Origin of the sequence: Psychrobacter luti (assembly GCF_014192115.1) — a bacterium.
In the GTDB taxonomy this organism is placed as follows: Bacteria; Pseudomonadota; Gammaproteobacteria; order Pseudomonadales; family Moraxellaceae; genus Psychrobacter; species Psychrobacter luti.
Genome location: NZ_JACHXL010000005.1, coordinates 46522 through 63476 on the forward strand (window position 1 = coordinate 46522; position 16955 = coordinate 63476).

General features: G+C 42.9%; 15 protein-coding genes and 2 pseudogenes. 2 read left to right on the top strand and 15 right to left on the bottom strand.

Going from position 1 to position 16955, the window contains the following annotated elements:
• Positions 1 to 106: 106 nt before the first annotated feature.
• Positions 107 to 1627 carry a DUF3360 family protein gene (locus FHS24_RS09985; protein ID WP_183621006.1) on the bottom strand — a complete coding sequence of 507 codons (1521 nt, stop codon included), beginning with the start codon at positions 1625 to 1627 and terminating at the stop codon, positions 107 to 109.
• A gap of 509 nt (positions 1628 to 2136) precedes the next feature.
• On the opposite strand from FHS24_RS09985, the pseudogene FHS24_RS09990 reads away from it, so the two are divergent.
• A pseudogene (locus tag FHS24_RS09990) lies at positions 2137 to 2559 on the top strand (DUF4442 domain-containing protein); the annotation flags it as partial.
• On the opposite strand, the pseudogene FHS24_RS12650 reads toward FHS24_RS09990, so the two are convergent.
• The 5 genes and pseudogenes from FHS24_RS12650 to rpsP form a co-directional block, all read right to left on the bottom strand.
• A pseudogene (locus FHS24_RS12650) lies at positions 2536 to 2607 on the bottom strand (hypothetical protein); the annotation flags it as partial. The pseudogenes FHS24_RS09990 and FHS24_RS12650 sit on opposite strands and share 24 nt — an antisense overlap.
• A gap of 232 nt (positions 2608 to 2839) precedes the next feature.
• The gene (gene rplS / locus FHS24_RS09995) at positions 2840 to 3268 is read right to left on the bottom strand and encodes a 50S ribosomal protein L19 (RefSeq protein WP_183621008.1); all 429 of its coding nucleotides are present in this window, start codon (positions 3266 to 3268) and stop codon (positions 2840 to 2842) included.
• 205 nt (positions 3269 to 3473) lie between these two features.
• Positions 3474 to 4238, bottom strand: a complete 765-nt coding sequence (gene trmD, locus FHS24_RS10000; protein ID WP_183621009.1) for a tRNA (guanosine(37)-N1)-methyltransferase TrmD — start codon at positions 4236 to 4238, stop codon at positions 3474 to 3476.
• Positions 4239 to 4357: 119 nt separating this feature from the next.
• Positions 4358 to 4891, bottom strand: a complete 534-nt coding sequence (rimM, locus tag FHS24_RS10005) for a ribosome maturation factor RimM (protein WP_183621010.1) — start codon at positions 4889 to 4891, stop codon at positions 4358 to 4360.
• 199 nt (positions 4892 to 5090) lie between these two features.
• Positions 5091 to 5360, bottom strand: coding sequence for a 30S ribosomal protein S16 (gene rpsP / locus FHS24_RS10010; protein ID WP_010197931.1), 270 nt, complete (start codon positions 5358 to 5360; stop codon positions 5091 to 5093).
• A 430-nt stretch (positions 5361 to 5790) separates the two neighbouring features.
• Between rpsP and FHS24_RS10015 the strand changes: the two genes are divergently transcribed.
• Complete coding sequence (locus FHS24_RS10015; RefSeq protein WP_183621011.1) at positions 5791 to 7263, top strand: ATP-binding protein; 1473 nt, start codon at positions 5791 to 5793, stop codon at positions 7261 to 7263.
• Positions 7264 to 7360: 97 nt separating this feature from the next.
• On the opposite strand, the gene FHS24_RS10020 is transcribed toward FHS24_RS10015, so the two are convergent.
• The 9 genes from FHS24_RS10020 to FHS24_RS10060 all read right to left on the bottom strand — a co-directional run bounded on the left by FHS24_RS10020 (position 7361) and on the right by FHS24_RS10060 (position 16918).
• Complete coding sequence (locus FHS24_RS10020) at positions 7361 to 7540, bottom strand: hypothetical protein (protein WP_183621012.1); 180 nt, start codon at positions 7538 to 7540, stop codon at positions 7361 to 7363.
• A 181-nt stretch (positions 7541 to 7721) separates the two neighbouring features.
• Positions 7722 to 9407, bottom strand: coding sequence for an ATP-binding protein (locus FHS24_RS10025; protein WP_183621013.1), 1686 nt, complete (start codon positions 9405 to 9407; stop codon positions 7722 to 7724).
• Between the two features lie 226 nt (positions 9408 to 9633).
• Positions 9634 to 10350, bottom strand: coding sequence for a response regulator (locus FHS24_RS10030; protein WP_021812806.1), 717 nt, complete (start codon positions 10348 to 10350; stop codon positions 9634 to 9636).
• Between the two features lie 678 nt (positions 10351 to 11028).
• Positions 11029 to 11445 carry a F0F1 ATP synthase subunit epsilon gene (locus tag FHS24_RS10035; RefSeq protein WP_149493092.1) on the bottom strand — a complete coding sequence of 139 codons (417 nt, stop codon included), beginning with the start codon at positions 11443 to 11445 and terminating at the stop codon, positions 11029 to 11031.
• Positions 11446 to 11560: 115 nt separating this feature from the next.
• The gene (gene atpD / locus FHS24_RS10040) at positions 11561 to 12994 is read right to left on the bottom strand and encodes a F0F1 ATP synthase subunit beta (protein ID WP_183621014.1); all 1434 of its coding nucleotides are present in this window, start codon (positions 12992 to 12994) and stop codon (positions 11561 to 11563) included.
• Between the two features lie 38 nt (positions 12995 to 13032).
• A complete protein-coding gene (atpG, locus tag FHS24_RS10045) occupies positions 13033 to 13914 on the bottom strand; it encodes a F0F1 ATP synthase subunit gamma (protein ID WP_183621015.1) in 882 nt (293 codons plus the stop codon).
• A 260-nt stretch (positions 13915 to 14174) separates the two neighbouring features.
• Entirely contained in the window at positions 14175 to 15719 is a 1545-nt protein-coding gene (gene atpA, locus FHS24_RS10050) for a F0F1 ATP synthase subunit alpha (RefSeq protein ID WP_149490809.1), read from the bottom strand.
• Between the two features lie 91 nt (positions 15720 to 15810).
• Positions 15811 to 16434 carry a F0F1 ATP synthase subunit delta gene (locus tag FHS24_RS10055; RefSeq protein WP_183621016.1) on the bottom strand — a complete coding sequence of 208 codons (624 nt, stop codon included), beginning with the start codon at positions 16432 to 16434 and terminating at the stop codon, positions 15811 to 15813.
• A gap of 13 nt (positions 16435 to 16447) precedes the next feature.
• Positions 16448 to 16918, bottom strand: coding sequence for a F0F1 ATP synthase subunit B (locus tag FHS24_RS10060; RefSeq protein WP_149490807.1), 471 nt, complete (start codon positions 16916 to 16918; stop codon positions 16448 to 16450).
• Positions 16919 to 16955 lie beyond the last annotated feature (37 nt).

Here is a 16955-nt window from a genome sequence, read left to right on the forward strand (position 1 = left end):
GGGCGATAGTAAGCGTTTTACAAGAACCTTTATCAGCTTAGCAACAACCATAAAAGAAGCCAGCACCAAGGCTGACTTTTTGCAGAAAAACAACCCTACAGTGCGACTAGTGACGGAAATTTGGTAATAGCGCTGGGATACCTGGCAACATACCAACGATTGCCATAACCCCTGTTAATATCACAAAAGTGACCACAGGAATAATCCAACGGCTCATTTTGGTCAGATTGGCACTACGCTCTTTCGAGCCAATTAAGCCTAAATTATCCAGTACTAAGGTGATTGACCAACCAAAGGCTGGATTGACCAAGGCAGACGCAAAGACAACAATAGCAGCAGACTGAGTGGTTTTACCCTCGCGTGTCATCTCCATCCCTGCTTCAAGTAACGGTATAAAAACACCGACAATCAGCGCCACACACATCACCGGCTCCCAAATGGCCAAATCCATTGGATAACCCCAAATACCCGCAATAAGACAGAACACGCCCGTTAATACTGCACCGGCTGGAATAGGACGCTTGGCGATTGCCGCGGGTACAATATACGTACCCCATGATGACGCAAAGTTTGCACCGCCCAGTAAAGAGCCTGCCACCTGACGAATAGAAGCGCTGGTCATCGTATCATCGATATCCATGAGCACGCGCTCAGTACGTTTTGGATAACTGATTTTTTGAAACACTTGATGACCTAAGAAGTCTGGCGACCACATGGCAACGGCCAACACCGCAAAAGGCAACACGACAACGAAGCTTTCAATCGTTGGCAATCCGAGCATCCAACCGGTATCTTCACCCCACCAATACATAGGATTCATATTTGGTAAGCCAGGTGCTGTTTCAAAGGCAAAGGGCGCACCCATGGCAAAGGCAACGCCGCCACCTAATAGACAACTTAGCGGCACGGCAAGCCAGCGCTTTTGAAAGTTCTCTAACACGGCGTACAATATAATCGTCAGTAGAATGACCACAAAGGCAATATGCGCCATGCCGATGCCTTCAGCCCAAGCAAACAAGTTTTTGACTTGCGAGATGGTACCAATAAAGCCCAGATACAGCAGCAAACCACCGCACACGCCTTTACTGGTCAAGTTTGCCAGCAGACTGCCCCCTTTACTGATGGCCAGTAACAAGCCAAAAGCACCGATAAGCAGACCAAAAGCCATTGGGTGACCACCAGCGGCAACGACGATAGGAATCAGCGGAATTAGTGGACCATGCGTACCAGCAAGGTTGGCAGTCGGTAGCAAAAATCCTGAGAACAAAATGACAAAGAACGCGACGATTAATAGCTCATAACGGACGTTTTCTAGGACGAAGGCATCGCTCAAACCCAGTGGCCCTGCAAACGTTGCCGCGATAGCGCCCACCATCACTACTTTACCGATTGTCGCTGCCATCGCCGGAATCGTATCTTCATACTCAAAACGATAATCACGGAACGGCAGATTAGGCCGCCAGCGTTTCGGCTGCATGATTTGCAGTTCATGATTGAGATAGGCGTTACGGTTTTTAAAACTAGAATTGGGCTTATGTAAGTCTACATAGCTGTCTTGCAAATCATTATCAGAAGTGATTGGCTGCTGTGGATTGCCATCTAAAGGGGGAAGCTGCGTGTTACTCATCACATTTCCTTGTGTCGACCGACGTTTTAGCGACTGCTTATTCACTTACTATTCTTGCGATAAACGTTAAGCCACTAGAGAAAAATGCAGTCATTGTATGTCATGAGGCTTTGGAACGCGAACCTATAACAATTCGAATATACTATATATATACCTGTTATTAATAACGTAAAGTTTTCTTTTAAAATAAGTCCAAACTTATTAAGTACTTAGTTGCTAAAAAATAGCAGATTGGAGTCATTAATTACTATTCTTCTCATAAGCCATAATGCATTATCGTTATATGGGTGATAGATAATCGCATATGGACAAAAACGAAGTGCTAAGATTTAAATGAAGTTACGCTTTAGCTCTAGCACCTTTATGAGTTTTTCACTATGATAAATACCTTTTTACCCATAACGATTGAATAATAACAGTCTAAAAATCAAGAAGTACCCTAGGATAAGTTTATGAGTTTACTGCCTAAAAATCTTGAAACCCTGAAACGTAATGCCAAAAAAAATATCATGCCATTACTTACCCCTTATTTGCTTAAATTGCGTATCAATACTTATGCGCCTTACATCGGTGCCGGTATTAAGATTGAGCATATCAACCTAGACCAAGGCTTATGCATTGTCAGTATGGGGCTAAATAGCTTAAATAAGAATATCGTCGGTACTCAGTTTGGTGGCAGTCTATATTCGATGGTCGATCCATTTTATATGCTGATGCTGATGCACCAATTAGGTAGCAGTTATGTGGTTTGGGATAAAAGCTCACACATTGAGTTTATCTCCCCTGGTGATAGCAAAGTCACCGCGCGCATGAAAATCCCTAGCGCTGAGATTATTACTATTCAAGAATTGGCAAAAGAGGGTGAGCCTGTATTTCGTGAATATAAGGTCGATATCGTCGATGAGCAACAAAAAGTTATTGCGACTGTGACTAAGATCCTTTACATTCGACTGCGTAAATACAGTAAATCTAAAGACCAATCCAACCGTATAGATAACCTCGAGAGCTAACGTTAAGCTTACGGCTTTTAATTAAAACAAAGCCCCACATACAAAAACCCCAATCTGGCATACGCACAGATTGGGGTTTTGTCTTTTTTGGTACTACCCGCTTATTTATATGATAAACCTATGAATAAGGGTTTGTATCTACTATTGCTTTACCCTAGTCGACTGTACATCATACAGCTAACTAAAGGTGGCAAACTTTTGCTTAAATGCCAGGTGCAGTTTCAACTGCATCAGGAACGCGAGCGTCAGTTTTTACCTTAACAACTTTAGGTGCACGCGGAGCAAGCTTCTCGCGGATACGTGCTGATTTACCAGAGCGCTCACGTAAGTAGTATAGTTTCGCACGGCGAACAGCGCCACGGCGTTTCACTTCAATGCTATCGATGATTGGTGAATGCAATTGGAATGCACGCTCAACGCCAACACCGCTTGAGATTTTACGTACGGTAAACGCTGAGTTTAAACCGCGGTTACGCTTAGCAATTACAACGCCTTCAAAAGCCTGTAAACGCTCACGCTCACCTTCACGTACTTTTACTTGAACCACAACGGTATCGCCGGGTGCAAAGCTTGGGCGCTCAATCAATTGAGCATTTTCGATGACCTGAACCAATGGATGCTTGTTGCTCATGAGAGTTATCTCCTCACATTAGATAATAGAGGCTTGACGCATATCACCTGTTTGTAATAATTAATCATACCTATTATTAATATCTTAGATTAATAACAGCTACAACGTAAATGGGTTATGACAAACGGCCATTATGCTATGACTCGTTTTATTACTGCTCAAAATTTTATTTCTTAACTGTTTATGTTTTTAACCGCTATTAACGCTATTTTTTATCTGCTTTAGCCAATGCTTTGAGCCACTTTGCTTGCTCTACCGTTGGGGTAAACGCTTGCCATAAATCTGGACGCCGCGTTTGCGTACGTTCAACTTGTTGGCTAAAGCGCCACTTAGCGATATTAGCATGATGACCTGAAAGTAATACTTCAGGGACCGCCATACCAGCAAACTCATGCGGCTTAGTATAATGTGGACAATCAAGCAAGCCATCGACGAACGAGTCTTGCTCAGCTGACTTATCATCACCCATAATATCAGGCAGACGACGTATCACACTATCCATCAGTACCATGGCTGGTAGCTCACCACCCGTTAAGACGTAATCACCGAGTGATATCTCAATGTCGACATACTGCGACAGTAAGCGCTCATCAATACCTTCGTAACGACCACATAATAAAATCATGCCGTCATACTCAGTCATACTGACCACACTACTTTCGCTGAGCGTCTTGCCTTGTGGTGACATATATATCACCGGACAATGCTCACTATCGACACGGCAGCCATGTTGACTGGCTCGCAGGCGGGCATCCTCAATCGCTTGGGATAATGGCTCAGCCATCATCACCATGCCAGGACCGCCACCATACGGGCGCTCATCAATACGGCGATAATTATCAGTGGTATAATCGCGCGGGTTGATGCATTCAATCGTGACTTGCTCCTGAGTGACTGCCCGTCCCGTGATTCCAAACTCACGAATCGTGGCAAACATTTCAGGGAAAATACTAATCACGGCAAAATACATCGAATGTCTACTTGCACAATGGATAACAGTGGCTAAATAAATCGGTGTGACTATCAACAACCTTTAACGATAAAGCCGAAACTTATATCACCAAAGCTTGTGTTAATAATTGCTTATTATTAATAATCACTTGGCCATGCCACAAGCACGGTTTTCTCAGTCATATTGACTTCAATCACTGTTTGCTTATGCCAAGGTATCAGGCGCTCTTCTTTATCCAAACTGTCTGAATTTGCCGTTACACGCATGATGTCATGGGCACCAGTTTCAAACATTTCAGTAATATTGCCTAAATACTCATCTTGCTCGTTCATCACGCGCAAGCTGACCAAATCCGACCAATAATATTCGTCTTCCGCTGTTTCTGGCAAAACGTTTTGTTCGACCCAAAGGGTTACCCCATTCATGGTCTCAGCAAGGTTACGGTCAGGTATTTGCTCAAATTGAGCGACAATACCTGTCCCTTGCTCACGCCAAGCCTTTACGGTCAAAGGCTTCATACCAGTAGCAGTTTTCATCCACCAAGGCTGCATGTCAAATATTGCCGTACGATCATCCGTATCACTAAATACCCACAGCCAGCCTTTAATGCCATAAGGCTTTTTTAGCTGACCGATTTTCATAAGTGCACTAGCGTTTGGAACAGATGACATAACGGCTAACCTAACGATGATTAAAACAGCAATGCTGAATACAGTTCAATCAAAAGCGATAAACGCAATCAAAAGCGATAAACGCAATCAAAAGTAATAAACAGTTAATGGCGCACCCTGGTCAGACCAGTTACGCTATGTTTTATAAAGTCGACTAATAAACGTAAACATCACGCTATTAGTACTTAGTAACCAAAACTTAAGCAGTTGCTTCAGTTTGAGCTACAGACTTGTTATAAGCTTTTGCTAATGAAGCAACGCGATCTGAAGGTTGTGCACCTTTAGCGATCCACGCATTGTACGCTTCCATGTTTAGGCGTACTGCTTCTTCAGACTCTTTAGCGAGTGGGTTAAAAAAGCCGATGTTTTCAATGTAGCGACCGTCACGCGCGCGGCGTTGATCAGCAACAACTACTTGATAAAATGGGCGTTTCTTGGCACCGCCCCGTGCTAAACGAATAACAACCATGTGAATTCTCTCTTTCGCAGGTATACCAAAAAGGGCATAATTATATCACAGTCTTGTTTTATTGAAAACATAAACTGTGCTTATTTAATTATTTATTAACAATAGCTTAAATAGCAATGCATGTAAAACATAATTTATATTTCGTGGTTAATTTGTTGGGCTTAACCCTGTTAAATTGGCTACTCATTCTATCGGTAAAGCCCACAATCGCATTATTTGATTATGCTATCCTACAAGCAAACCTATAACCAAACCCTACGGTCAAACCGCACAACAAAAGAGCGGCTTAATAAAGCTTTAAATCGTAGGCTTGTCATACCGAATGAAGTTATATTTTTTATATGTAAAAACTCAATAAAAAACGCTATGTTTATAGATAGTTTTAGAAAAACTACTTTTATAAATGTCTTGCTCAACCTTTTGGATTCTTATGACCACACCAAAATCGCAACCACGACGTAAAGGTCGGCTTGCCCGCTCCTACTCTAACACTTGGCTGACCACCTTAATGGTGGCTTTTATTGTCATTATCAGTGTAGGGGTATCGATTTTGTTTTTTTGGCGTAGCCTGTATTTACCCGAGCTTAAAAACCATGCGCGTTATCTGACCAGCGAATTACGCTTAATGAACAGCGTCAATCAAGACTGGAAACATAACCCTGCCGTGCGGCAATGGATTTATCAGCACTCGCATGTGGTTGTGGTCAATAATCCTAGCGACTTTCCGACCATAGAAGATAAAGCCTTTGTTGGTGTGTTTACTGATGTGCTACAACGCGAAATTGGCGCGCAATTAGGGCGTCCAGTAGAAGTGTATTTTAAGTTTAAACCGACGCCGCAGCTGTGGGTGCAAGACAGCCGCGATACCAGCTTTTGGATCCGCGAACCGGTGGTATATTATTCGCAATATAGCCCTGCGCTATTATGGTTATTCTTAGTAGGCCTACCTATTTTGACCTTGCTAACCATTATTTTGTTAGCACGCCAATTAAATCGTCCGCTACGGTATTTGCAGCGGGCAGCCACCAACTATATTCGCTTGGGTCATGCTACTACGTTACCGACCCATAATGGACCGACTGAAATACGCCAAGTTAATATGGCCTTTAACCGCTTATTTACCACTCTGAATCAAGCACAAAAAGAGCGTACGATTATGCTGGCAGGTATCTCGCATGATTTACGTACACCGCTAACCCGTATGCGTTTGACCGCTGAGATGCTGCCTGATGATTTTTTTCGTGAAGGATTGATTTATGATGTTGAGGATATGGATGCTATCTTAGAGCAGTTTATCTCCTTTATGAAAGACGGTTCCGATGAGCCGGTACGCCTGACCAATTTAGATACCATCTTTAATGAAATCATGGTGCAATTTGCGCCACTAGAATTTATTTACCAGTCTGAATGTCACAAAGTGGTTCCTATCCGGCCGATGTCTATTAAGCGTCTGGTTATCAATCTGGTTAATAACGCCAAGCGTTACGGCAAAGCACCGATTTATTTATCAGCGACCATAGTACCGACCTTTATAGAGAAGGCTGAGATAGAAGACAGTGAAATGGTGACTGAAAACGAGGTCAATAAAGAAGCAAAAGAGCAATTAGTGATATGTGTGCGTGACTGTGGTGATGGGGTCGCAGAAGACCAGTTAGAGCGTGTCATGCAGCCGTTTGAGCGCGGCGAATCAGCGCGTACCACTCAAGGTAGTGGGCTTGGTCTGGCGATTGTCGACCGTATTGCGCGCTTGCATCATGGGACGGTCGAGGCGATTAATCATCCAGATGGCGGGCTACAAGTTTGTGTACGTATCCCACTCATCTCGAAAGTGGCAGGTGAGCCGCCATTAGATGTTGAAAACGACAAATCATCTATCCCTGATGATAATGTAAATAATTTGTAGATAAATGATCTGTAGTTAAACAATAATCACATCACGGCCAATATTTGGTTAATAGCTATTCATTGTGAATTATTAGTTATTAGCCAAACGAGCAATACTACTCTCTAGTACCAATGATAGGCGGAATATACTCCGCACTATTGGTAAAAGCTAAAGGCTGAGTTATTTCATTCTGCGCAGCCTTTAGCGTCTCTGTGCTGGTTGGCTGTTGCAGGAATAAATAATAACCGAGCGCTGCTGCGTTCAACACGACCAAACCACCAAATAAATACGGCATCCTTTGCCCTCCTCTATTTTTAATCTGCTTTAAAAGCTGTCATAAACCATCAGTTGTTAATTAACCATTAATCAATACTATTTTAGCCAATGATTTATCAGCTTCTACCATCATAATGACAATAACAAACTTAAGCATTATTTAGCGCCGAATAGCGCCATTGTAATTCAAACAATCCTAATTAAGCATCAAAATCACGTTCGCTTTTTTCTTGGGTAAGCTCATCAGCAGCAAGCACTTGGGTCAGCGGTTTGATAGGCCAGGTCATGACAAATCGAGCGCCGCCAAGCTCACGGCTCTCGCCGACTTTCATATTGCCATTAAACCAAAAGGCGATACGCGACACAATAGACAGGCCTAGACCATAGCCACCTGACGCTCGCGTACGGCTGTCGTCCAAGCGTGAAAACGGAATAAAGACTTTTTCACGATCTTCTTCTGCAATACCGTGACCGTCATCTTCTACACTGACAAAAGCATTGCCTTTTTTGACCCCAGCACTAATGATAATAGTCGTCTCTGCATAACGTAGCGCGTTACCGGCTAGATTCTGAATCACCCGATGTAAATAACGTCTATCGGCAACCGCCGTTACTTTAGCATTGGGTAGGTTGGTCACTATCTTAATAGGCTTACCTAAAGCATTGGTCTCACGCTCTATTTGCTCGAGCAATTCTCGCAAGTTGACCGGCTCCAAATCTAGTTTCGGTGAGCCCTCTTCAAGCTTAGCATAAGTTAAAATTTCATCAATCAAACCGTTAAGCGCTTCGATATCCTCATCAATAAAATCACGCTGCATAAAGCGCGAGTCTTCATCGTCGGTATCTGCCAGCATATCAACCGCAAAACGAATACGAGCAACAGGGGTACGCAGTTCATGCGATACCGCTCGCGTCAGCTCACGCTGTGACTCAATCAAACGCTTGATATGTGCCGTCATCGCATTAAAGGTAGCGGATAAGCGTGCAATTTCATCTTGGCCGATAACCTGTACTTTGATATCAAGATTGCCTTTACTGACTTCATTAACACCGACTTGAATCAATTGCAATTTGCGCTCGAGCGGAAAGATAAGCGCATATACGCCCAAGCTGATTAAAAACATACTGATCAAAATCATACTAATAATGAGATTCAGCGGGAACCAGTTAAATAACGGGACCGGACCAATTAAGATAGCCATATCATTGATTTCAGAAGGTACAACGACTTTGATTGCTGAGTTACTTTTACTGGTATTGGTATCTTGTAATAAGATGACCACCTCATCGCGGCGCAAGCGTGCCATCTGATCAGGATCTAAATTGAGCGTAGTAACCGCTTTAAATTCTAATGGAAAAGCAAACTTCTCCTCTAACTCAGCCAAACGCGACCGCTTATCGGATAAGGTAGCATGGTATGATAAATCATCGAGCAAAAACACAGCGATGGCACGTACTTGCTGTTCGGTGACCTGCGATATGCGCGCTGTTAAGACACTCTTATTATCCGGTAAGCGGTAATAAACATCGGCATAAACAGGTTGGCTAACATAGCGAACCACAGTATTACCTTTCTCAAAGCGCCGCAGCTCACTGGCATTGAAATCCACCTCATTAATCGGCACAATACTGAATTCTGTGCCAAATAAGCTACTAGCATCAGACAACCAATATTCACGCTGAGAGTCACTCTCTTGATGCGCAATCCCTTCACTGACAATATGAAAGGCACCCGTCGCCATGTTTTCACGATAAGACTGGACACGTTCCTTATTAATGGTATCCATCAATAATTGGGCGAACAATGCCACGCACAAGCAGACTATCAATAGTCCGGCATATATACGAACAAAAATACTGTGTTTAAGAGAAGAAACTAATGACATACGGGCCGTGACCAACCTAATTGAAAAAATTATTAATAGATAATAAATGATTATGGCATTTCTTACCTGATACTAGATATCTAGCATCGATAATTATCGCTCAATTAAACCACATAACACAGCATTTAAGTTTAAAAATTAAAATTTAAGCCATAAAAAACCAGCATGATGCTGGTTTTTTATCAGAAGGTAATATAGACCAAATACTTGTATCAAAGATAACGTATTAATTGCCTTCTTTAACGAACAAATACCCTTTACTACGTACGGTTTTGATACGTTTAGGATTTTCTGGATCATCGCCAATTTTTGGACGGATACGTGAGATACGTACGTCAATTGAGCGATCTTGACCGTCATACTCGATACCGCGTAGACGTTCAAAAATATCTTCACGTGACAAGATACGACCAGCATTAGAAGCCAATAACCATAATAGGTCATATTCTGCACTGGTGAAATCAACCAGTTCATCACCTAGATTTACTGAACGACCACCGTTATCGATGACCAATTCACCAAACTCTAAACGCTGTGGCACATCTTCTGATGGCGCGTTTTCTGAGCGACGTAATAACGCACGAATACGCGCGAGCAATACACGTGGCTGTGCAGGTTTGGCGACGTAGTCATCAGCACCCATCTCAAGACCCAATACCTGATCCATATCTTCTGTGCGTGCGGTCAGCATCAAAATTGGGTTCTGATAATGTGGACGTACTTCACGGCATACGGTCAAGCCATCACTACCAGGAAGCATGACATCAAGCACGACCAAATCTGGTTGTTCGTTGACAATACGACGAATGGCGCGATTACCATCCGTTTCAATTGCCACTTCTAAACCGTTTTTGACCAAATAATCTTGGGTCAACATGGCCAGACGCTCGTCATCCTCAACAATCAAGATTCGGGGGGTGTTGTCTTCTTCATTCGTTGTCATTGTTATATCCTCTAATACATCTAATTTAAAAGCAGTAAAAGTAAGAGCGGTAAATTAATAGCACCGTAACTTAATCGATCCGTAACCTGTTGCAATCGATGCCGTTATAGCGGTTACAAACTTGGTAGCACAGTATACTATTAAACACACAGCTTCCTATACTATAGCTTATAGTTGTTAACAAAACCTATAAACTACACCTATTAAAACTTTAGTTTGCGTCCAAAAATTATACCCTTTATCCTGATAAAAAGGCATCAGGCATTATTTATATGAAATAAGCGTTTGCTACTAATCATTAAGACATCTTGCCTTATCGAGCTTCTTAATCATATTTATACAACTAGGACATTCCAATTATAAGAATGTATTGAACAAGAATCTGTGTAAGCTACTTTTATCGTGACCAACTTTTTGTCTAATCCCTAATATAACCATATATTGTCATTGTCGCTAGTGACTTCTCATTCATTTATTAAAAATTGGTTGGTTATTGAGAACTCTTTAGTGATATAGCGATCTTCTATGTATAGCCAGTTTAACTAAAATTGATATATACATAGGCAGCAATGTCAGCTATCAGAAAAACAGGCATAAAAAAACAGCCCATGATGGACTGTTTTTTTATTATTGTAGAAAATTAAAGAAAAACTCTAACCTTTGCTACAAAGTATAAGACTAAGCGCGGTTTTTGTATTTACGGATAGTCTGTAGCTGGGCAACTGATTCCGCCAATGAAGCCAATGCTGCATTGGTTTGTACCGTATCAGACTGGTTAACCAGCATCTGCTCAGCTTTTTTACGTGCTTCAACGATTTTACTTTCGTCAAGATTATGCGCACGCATGGCGGTATCAGCAAGTACGGTGACCATTTTTGGCTGTACTTCTAACACGCCACCTGAGACGTAAATTACTTCTTCTTCACCGTTTGGTGTTTGTACGCGCATTGCACCTGGCTTTAGCAAAGTAATAAGCGGAGTGTGACCTGGCAATATACCAATCTCGCCTTCGGTACCACTAGCTATTAACATGCTAATTTCGCCTGAATACAACTCTTCACGAGCACTTACGACGCGACATTGTAACGTTGCCATACTTAATTCCTTACCATCAAAGCGCGATCAAAAAACAGTAAAAACTGCGATGCGTTACTGAAGAGTAGATATAAGGTTTATGTTATACCTACTCGTTAGCGAATACTAATACAACTTACGCTGCAGAAGACTTCATTTTTTCAGCTTTAGCTACTACTTCGTCGATGCCGCCAGCCATATAGAAAGCTTGCTCTGGTAGGCTATCATATTCACCAGCGATGATTGCTTTAAAGCTTGCAATAGTATCGCGTAGTGGAACATATTTACCAGGTGCACCAGTGAAGACTTCAGCAACGTGGAATGGCTGTGATAAGAAGCGCTGAATCTTACGAGCACGATAAACGACTAGTTTATCTTCTTCTGATAACTCATCCATACCCAAAATCGCGATGATATCTTTAAGCTCTTTATAGCGTTGTAGAACTTCCTGAACACCACGAGCAACGTTGTAATGCTCTTCACCGATAACCAATGGATCAAGCTGACGTGACGTTGAATCTAGTGGATCAACCGCAGGATAGATACCTTGTGACGCGATATCACGGCTTAGTACCACTGTCGCATCCAAGTGAGCAAACGTCGTTGCTGGTGATGGATCCGTTAAGTCATCCGCAGGTACATATACGGCTTGTACAGAAGTAATAGAGCCTGATTGCGTAGAAGTAATACGCTCTTGTAGCATACCCATCTCTTCAGCTAGTGTTGGCTGATAACCAACCGCTGATGGCATACGACCTAGTAGTGCTGATACTTCAGTACCGGCTAGTGTATAACGATAGATATTATCAACGAATAGCAATACGTCACGACCTTTGCCAGTGGCAGGATCTTTAGTATCACGGAAGTATTCAGCCATGGTCAAACCAGACAGTGCAACACGTAGACGGTTACCTGGTGGCTCATTCATCTGACCGTATACCATCGCAACTTTAGATTTGCTAAAGTCTTCAGTATTTACAACGCCAGCTTCTTGCATTTCGTGATAGAAGTCATTACCTTCACGAGTACGTTCACCGACGCCCGCAAATACTGACAGACCTTCGTGTTTCAGGGCGATGTTGTTGATCAATTCCATCATGTTGACGGTTTTACCAACACCAGCACCACCAAACAAACCAACTTTACCACCTTTTGCAAACGGGCAAAGTAGATCGATAACTTTAATACCAGTCTCTAGTAGTTCAGTACTATTTGACTGATCCGCGTAGCTTGGCGCTTCACGGTGAATAGACCAACGCTCATCTGCAGCTACAGGACCTTCTTCATCGATAGGACGACCAAGAACATCCATGATACGACCTAGCGTACCCATACCTACTGGTACAGAAATTGGGCCGCCGGTATTAGTAACTGGTAGGTTACGCTTTAGACCTTCGGTTGAACCCATTGCAATAGTACGTACGATACCATCACCTAGCTGTTGCTGTACTTCTAGGGTGGTTTCAGTGCCGTCTACTTGCAAGGCATCATAAATCTGAGGAACTTCGCTACGGTCAAACTCAACGTCAAGAACCGCGCCAATAATCTGTACAATACGACCGCTACTCATTGCGTTCTCCTTGAACTTCTATATATAGGTGTAGTCAATTATGAAACAGCAGCAGCACCGCCAACGATTTCCGAGATTTCTCGGGTAATCGCCGCTTGACGCAGCTTGTTATAAACCAACTGTAAATCGTTAATTAGGTCACCAGCATTATCTGTCGCCGCTTTCATCGCAACCATACGTGAAGACTGTTCAGAGGCAATGTTTTCCATCACCGCTTGATAGACAATCGACTCAATATAGCGACCAAGCAATTCATCAATCAATGTTTTGATGTCAGGCTCGTAGATATAATCCCAGCTAAGTTCTGTCTGAATGCCGCTTTCTTCTTCGCCAAATGAATCTTCTGGTAAAGGTACCAGCTGATTGACTGTTGGCTTTTGCGTCATCGCATTGACAAACTTATTATAAACCACGTAAATGCGATCTATTTTACCGTTAGTATAATCGTCAAGCATCGCTTGGACCGGCGCGTTTATCTGCTCAAAAGTTGGTTTATCACCATAATCAGTCACAGCTGAGGTGACTTTACCACCAAAGTTTTTGAAGAAGCTGACGCCTTTAGCGCCAATCACTGCAAACTCGGCTTGTACAGACTGGTCTTGATATTGCTGAATACTTTTAGATAGAGCTTTGAATAGGTTAATATTCAAACCACCCGCCAAACCGCGGTCAGATGTGATGACAATATAGCCAACTCTATCAACTGAACGGGTTACCATGTACGGATGTTTGTAATCTGATGAGGCATGCACCAAATGCGAAATAACCCGGCGCATACTATCAGCATACGGGCGACCCACTTCCATGCGCTCTTGGGCACGGCGCATTTTACTGGCAGCTACCATTTGCATAGCACGAGTAATTTTCTGGGTACTTTTAATACTGGTGACTTTGGCACGTATCTCTTTTAAGCTTGCCATAATGATTCCAATATAAGAGGGTTAAAAAGCATGGGCGTATGCAACAATCATTTAATATAAAACACTGAACTTACAGAATAATGTCTTTACATTTTGTGGCATGACGCAATCTTAGACCATTGCTGGTTAAAACAGTGGCGCTCCTATCTTAAAAGAGGGCTTCTTAAAAGAGAGTCTCTTAAAAGAAATCTTATCAGATAATGCGCCACCGTATACGCTCTAAACTAAAGTGCTAACCAACTAAGGCTTAACCCGTTAAATTAATAACTGTGATTTTGTTTAAAGGTCTCTAAAGATGACTTTAAACGACCTGCGATATCGTCATTGTAATTCGCAGTGTCATCAATCTCACGCATCAATTCACTCTGCTCATCATGCATATAGCGTAAGTAAGCTTCTTCAAAAGAACCGATTTTTTCAACAGGAACGTCCGCTAAGAACCCTTCGTTTGACGCATAAATAACCGCGGCTTGCTCAGAGATAGACATTGGCTGATATTGTTTCTGTTTCATCAATTCAGTCACGCGCTCACCATGATCAAGCTGTTCACGCGTTGCATCATCAAGGTCTGATGCGAACTGAGCAAATGCAGCCAATTCACGATATTGCGCTAGAGCGGTACGGATACCACCAGACAGTTTCTTAATAATCTTAGTCTGAGCAGCACCACCAACACGTGATACCGAGATACCAGCGTTCACTGCTGGACGGATACCTGAGTTGAATAGGCTAGATTCTAAGAAGATCTGACCATCAGTGATTGAAATCACGTTGGTTGGTACGAATGCAGATACGTCACCAGCTTGGGTTTCAATGATAGGTAGTGCGGTTAAAGAACCAGTTTTACCGACCACTTCACCATTGGTGAATTTTTCTACGTACGCTGCGTTTACGCGTGATGCACGCTCAAGTAAACGTGAGTGTAAATAGAATACGTCACCAGGATACGCTTCACGACCTGGTGGACGACGTAATAGTAGTGAGATTTGACGATAAGCAACGGCTTGTTTTGATAAGTCATCAAAAACAATCAGTGCATCTTCGCCGCGGTCACGGAAGTATTCGCCCATCGTACAACCTGAATACGGTGCGATATACTGGAGTGCTGCTGGCTCTGACGCTGAAGCTACGACTACAGTCGTATATTCAAGGGCACCAGTTTGCTCAAGCTTACGTACCACGTTGGCAATGGTAGAACGTTTCTGACCGATTGCTACGTATACACACTTAATACCAGATGATTTCTGAGCAATAATCGCATCGATAGCCATCGCGGTTTTACCCGTCTGACGGTCACCAATGATAAGCTCACGCTGACCACGACCGATTGGAATCATGGTATCAACGGCTTTATAACCAGTCATTACTGGTTGATCTACTGATTGACGGTCGATAACGCCTGGAGCGATTTTTTCGACTTTATCAGTCATCTTGGCATCGATAGGACCTTTGCCATCAATAGGGTTACCTAAAGCATCAACAACACGGCCTAGCAACTCAGGACCTACGGGTACTTCCAAAATGCGACCAGTACAATAGGCTTTTTGACCTTCTTGTAGTTTTAGGAAGTCGCCTAATACTACCGCACCAACAGAATCACGCTCTAAGTTAAGCGCCATTCCGTAGATTTCACCTTCAAACTCAATCATTTCGCCGTACATGGCATCTTCAAGACCATGAATCTGCACGATACCGTCAGATACTTTGACAATCGTGCCTTCATTCTTTGCAGTTGCACCCGCATCAAGGTCTTGAATACGCTGCTTAATCAGATTACTGATTTCCGCTGGATTCAATTGTTGCATTGCCTTGTTTCCTTTAATTTATGATAACCCGCCACTGACGTAAATGCTCTTATATCACGCAAGCTTTATTAAGCTGCACTGATGATTGGCATTAGGCCGTTAGCTGTGTTTTTAACTGTTGTAACTTGCCACGCATCGAATCATCGATAATTTTATCACCGACTTTAATCGTAGCGCCCGCCAAAAGACTAGGATCAACCGACTCATGAATCACCACGCTCGCATTTAGCGAAGCAGCAAGACGCGTTTGCAGCGTATCACGCTGGGCATCGGTTAATGGATAAGCAGAGGTCACATAAGCGTCAAGCTGCTTTAAGCTTATTGCCTTGTGACGGCGATAATGCTCATAAACTTCAGGAAGCAGCGCCAGACGCTCTTGTTCTGATAACTGTTTAACGAAGTTACTAAGTGCTACTGATACTTTTGGATAGCTGGCGTTGCTGTCATGACGAGCCCCTTGGGTCTCGACTAATAACTGCTTAAAAGCAGAATCATTCGCGCTAGCTACTTCTGTATCATAAAGATCGACCAAAGCAGCTGACTTATGCTCAGCAGAAACAGCTGGATTGTCTAGCCAAGTACTGAACGACTTGTCATTGACAACGGTGCCGGCAATAAATAAGAAGTTTTCCCACTCATTTACTACCCCGTTTTCATTGGCATAGTCAAACGCGGCTTTAGCGTACGGTCGTGCTAAGGTTGATAAGTCAGCCATGATATCCTCACAATTACAGCTTCGCCGCCAGTTGGTCTAACATACTGGCATGTTTTTGCACATCGACTTTGTCTTGCAAAATCTTTTCGGCACCAAGTACAGCCAGTTCAGCAACTTGGGCACGCAATGATTCGCGTGCTTGATTGATTTCTTGGTCGATAGAGGCTTGCGCTTGTTGACGAATGCGCTCGCCTTCCGCTTGGGCTTGCGATTTTGCATCTTCAACAAGCTGATTGGCGCTCTTGTTCGCTTGCTCAATTAGAGCAGCAGCTTTGGTCTTTGCAAGATTAAGCTCCTGCTGTACATCTTGCTCCGCGGTCGCTAAATCTGCTTTTGCTTTTTCTGCGGCGTTTAAGCCTTCAGCAATCTTACGCTGACGTTCATTAATGGCACCGATAAGTGGTGGCCACACGAATTTCATGCAAAAAATCACAAATATTGCAAAAGCAATGGCTTGACCGATGAGGGTAGAATTGATATTCACGTGATCACCTCTTTGTTAATGAAAAATCAGTTTCATT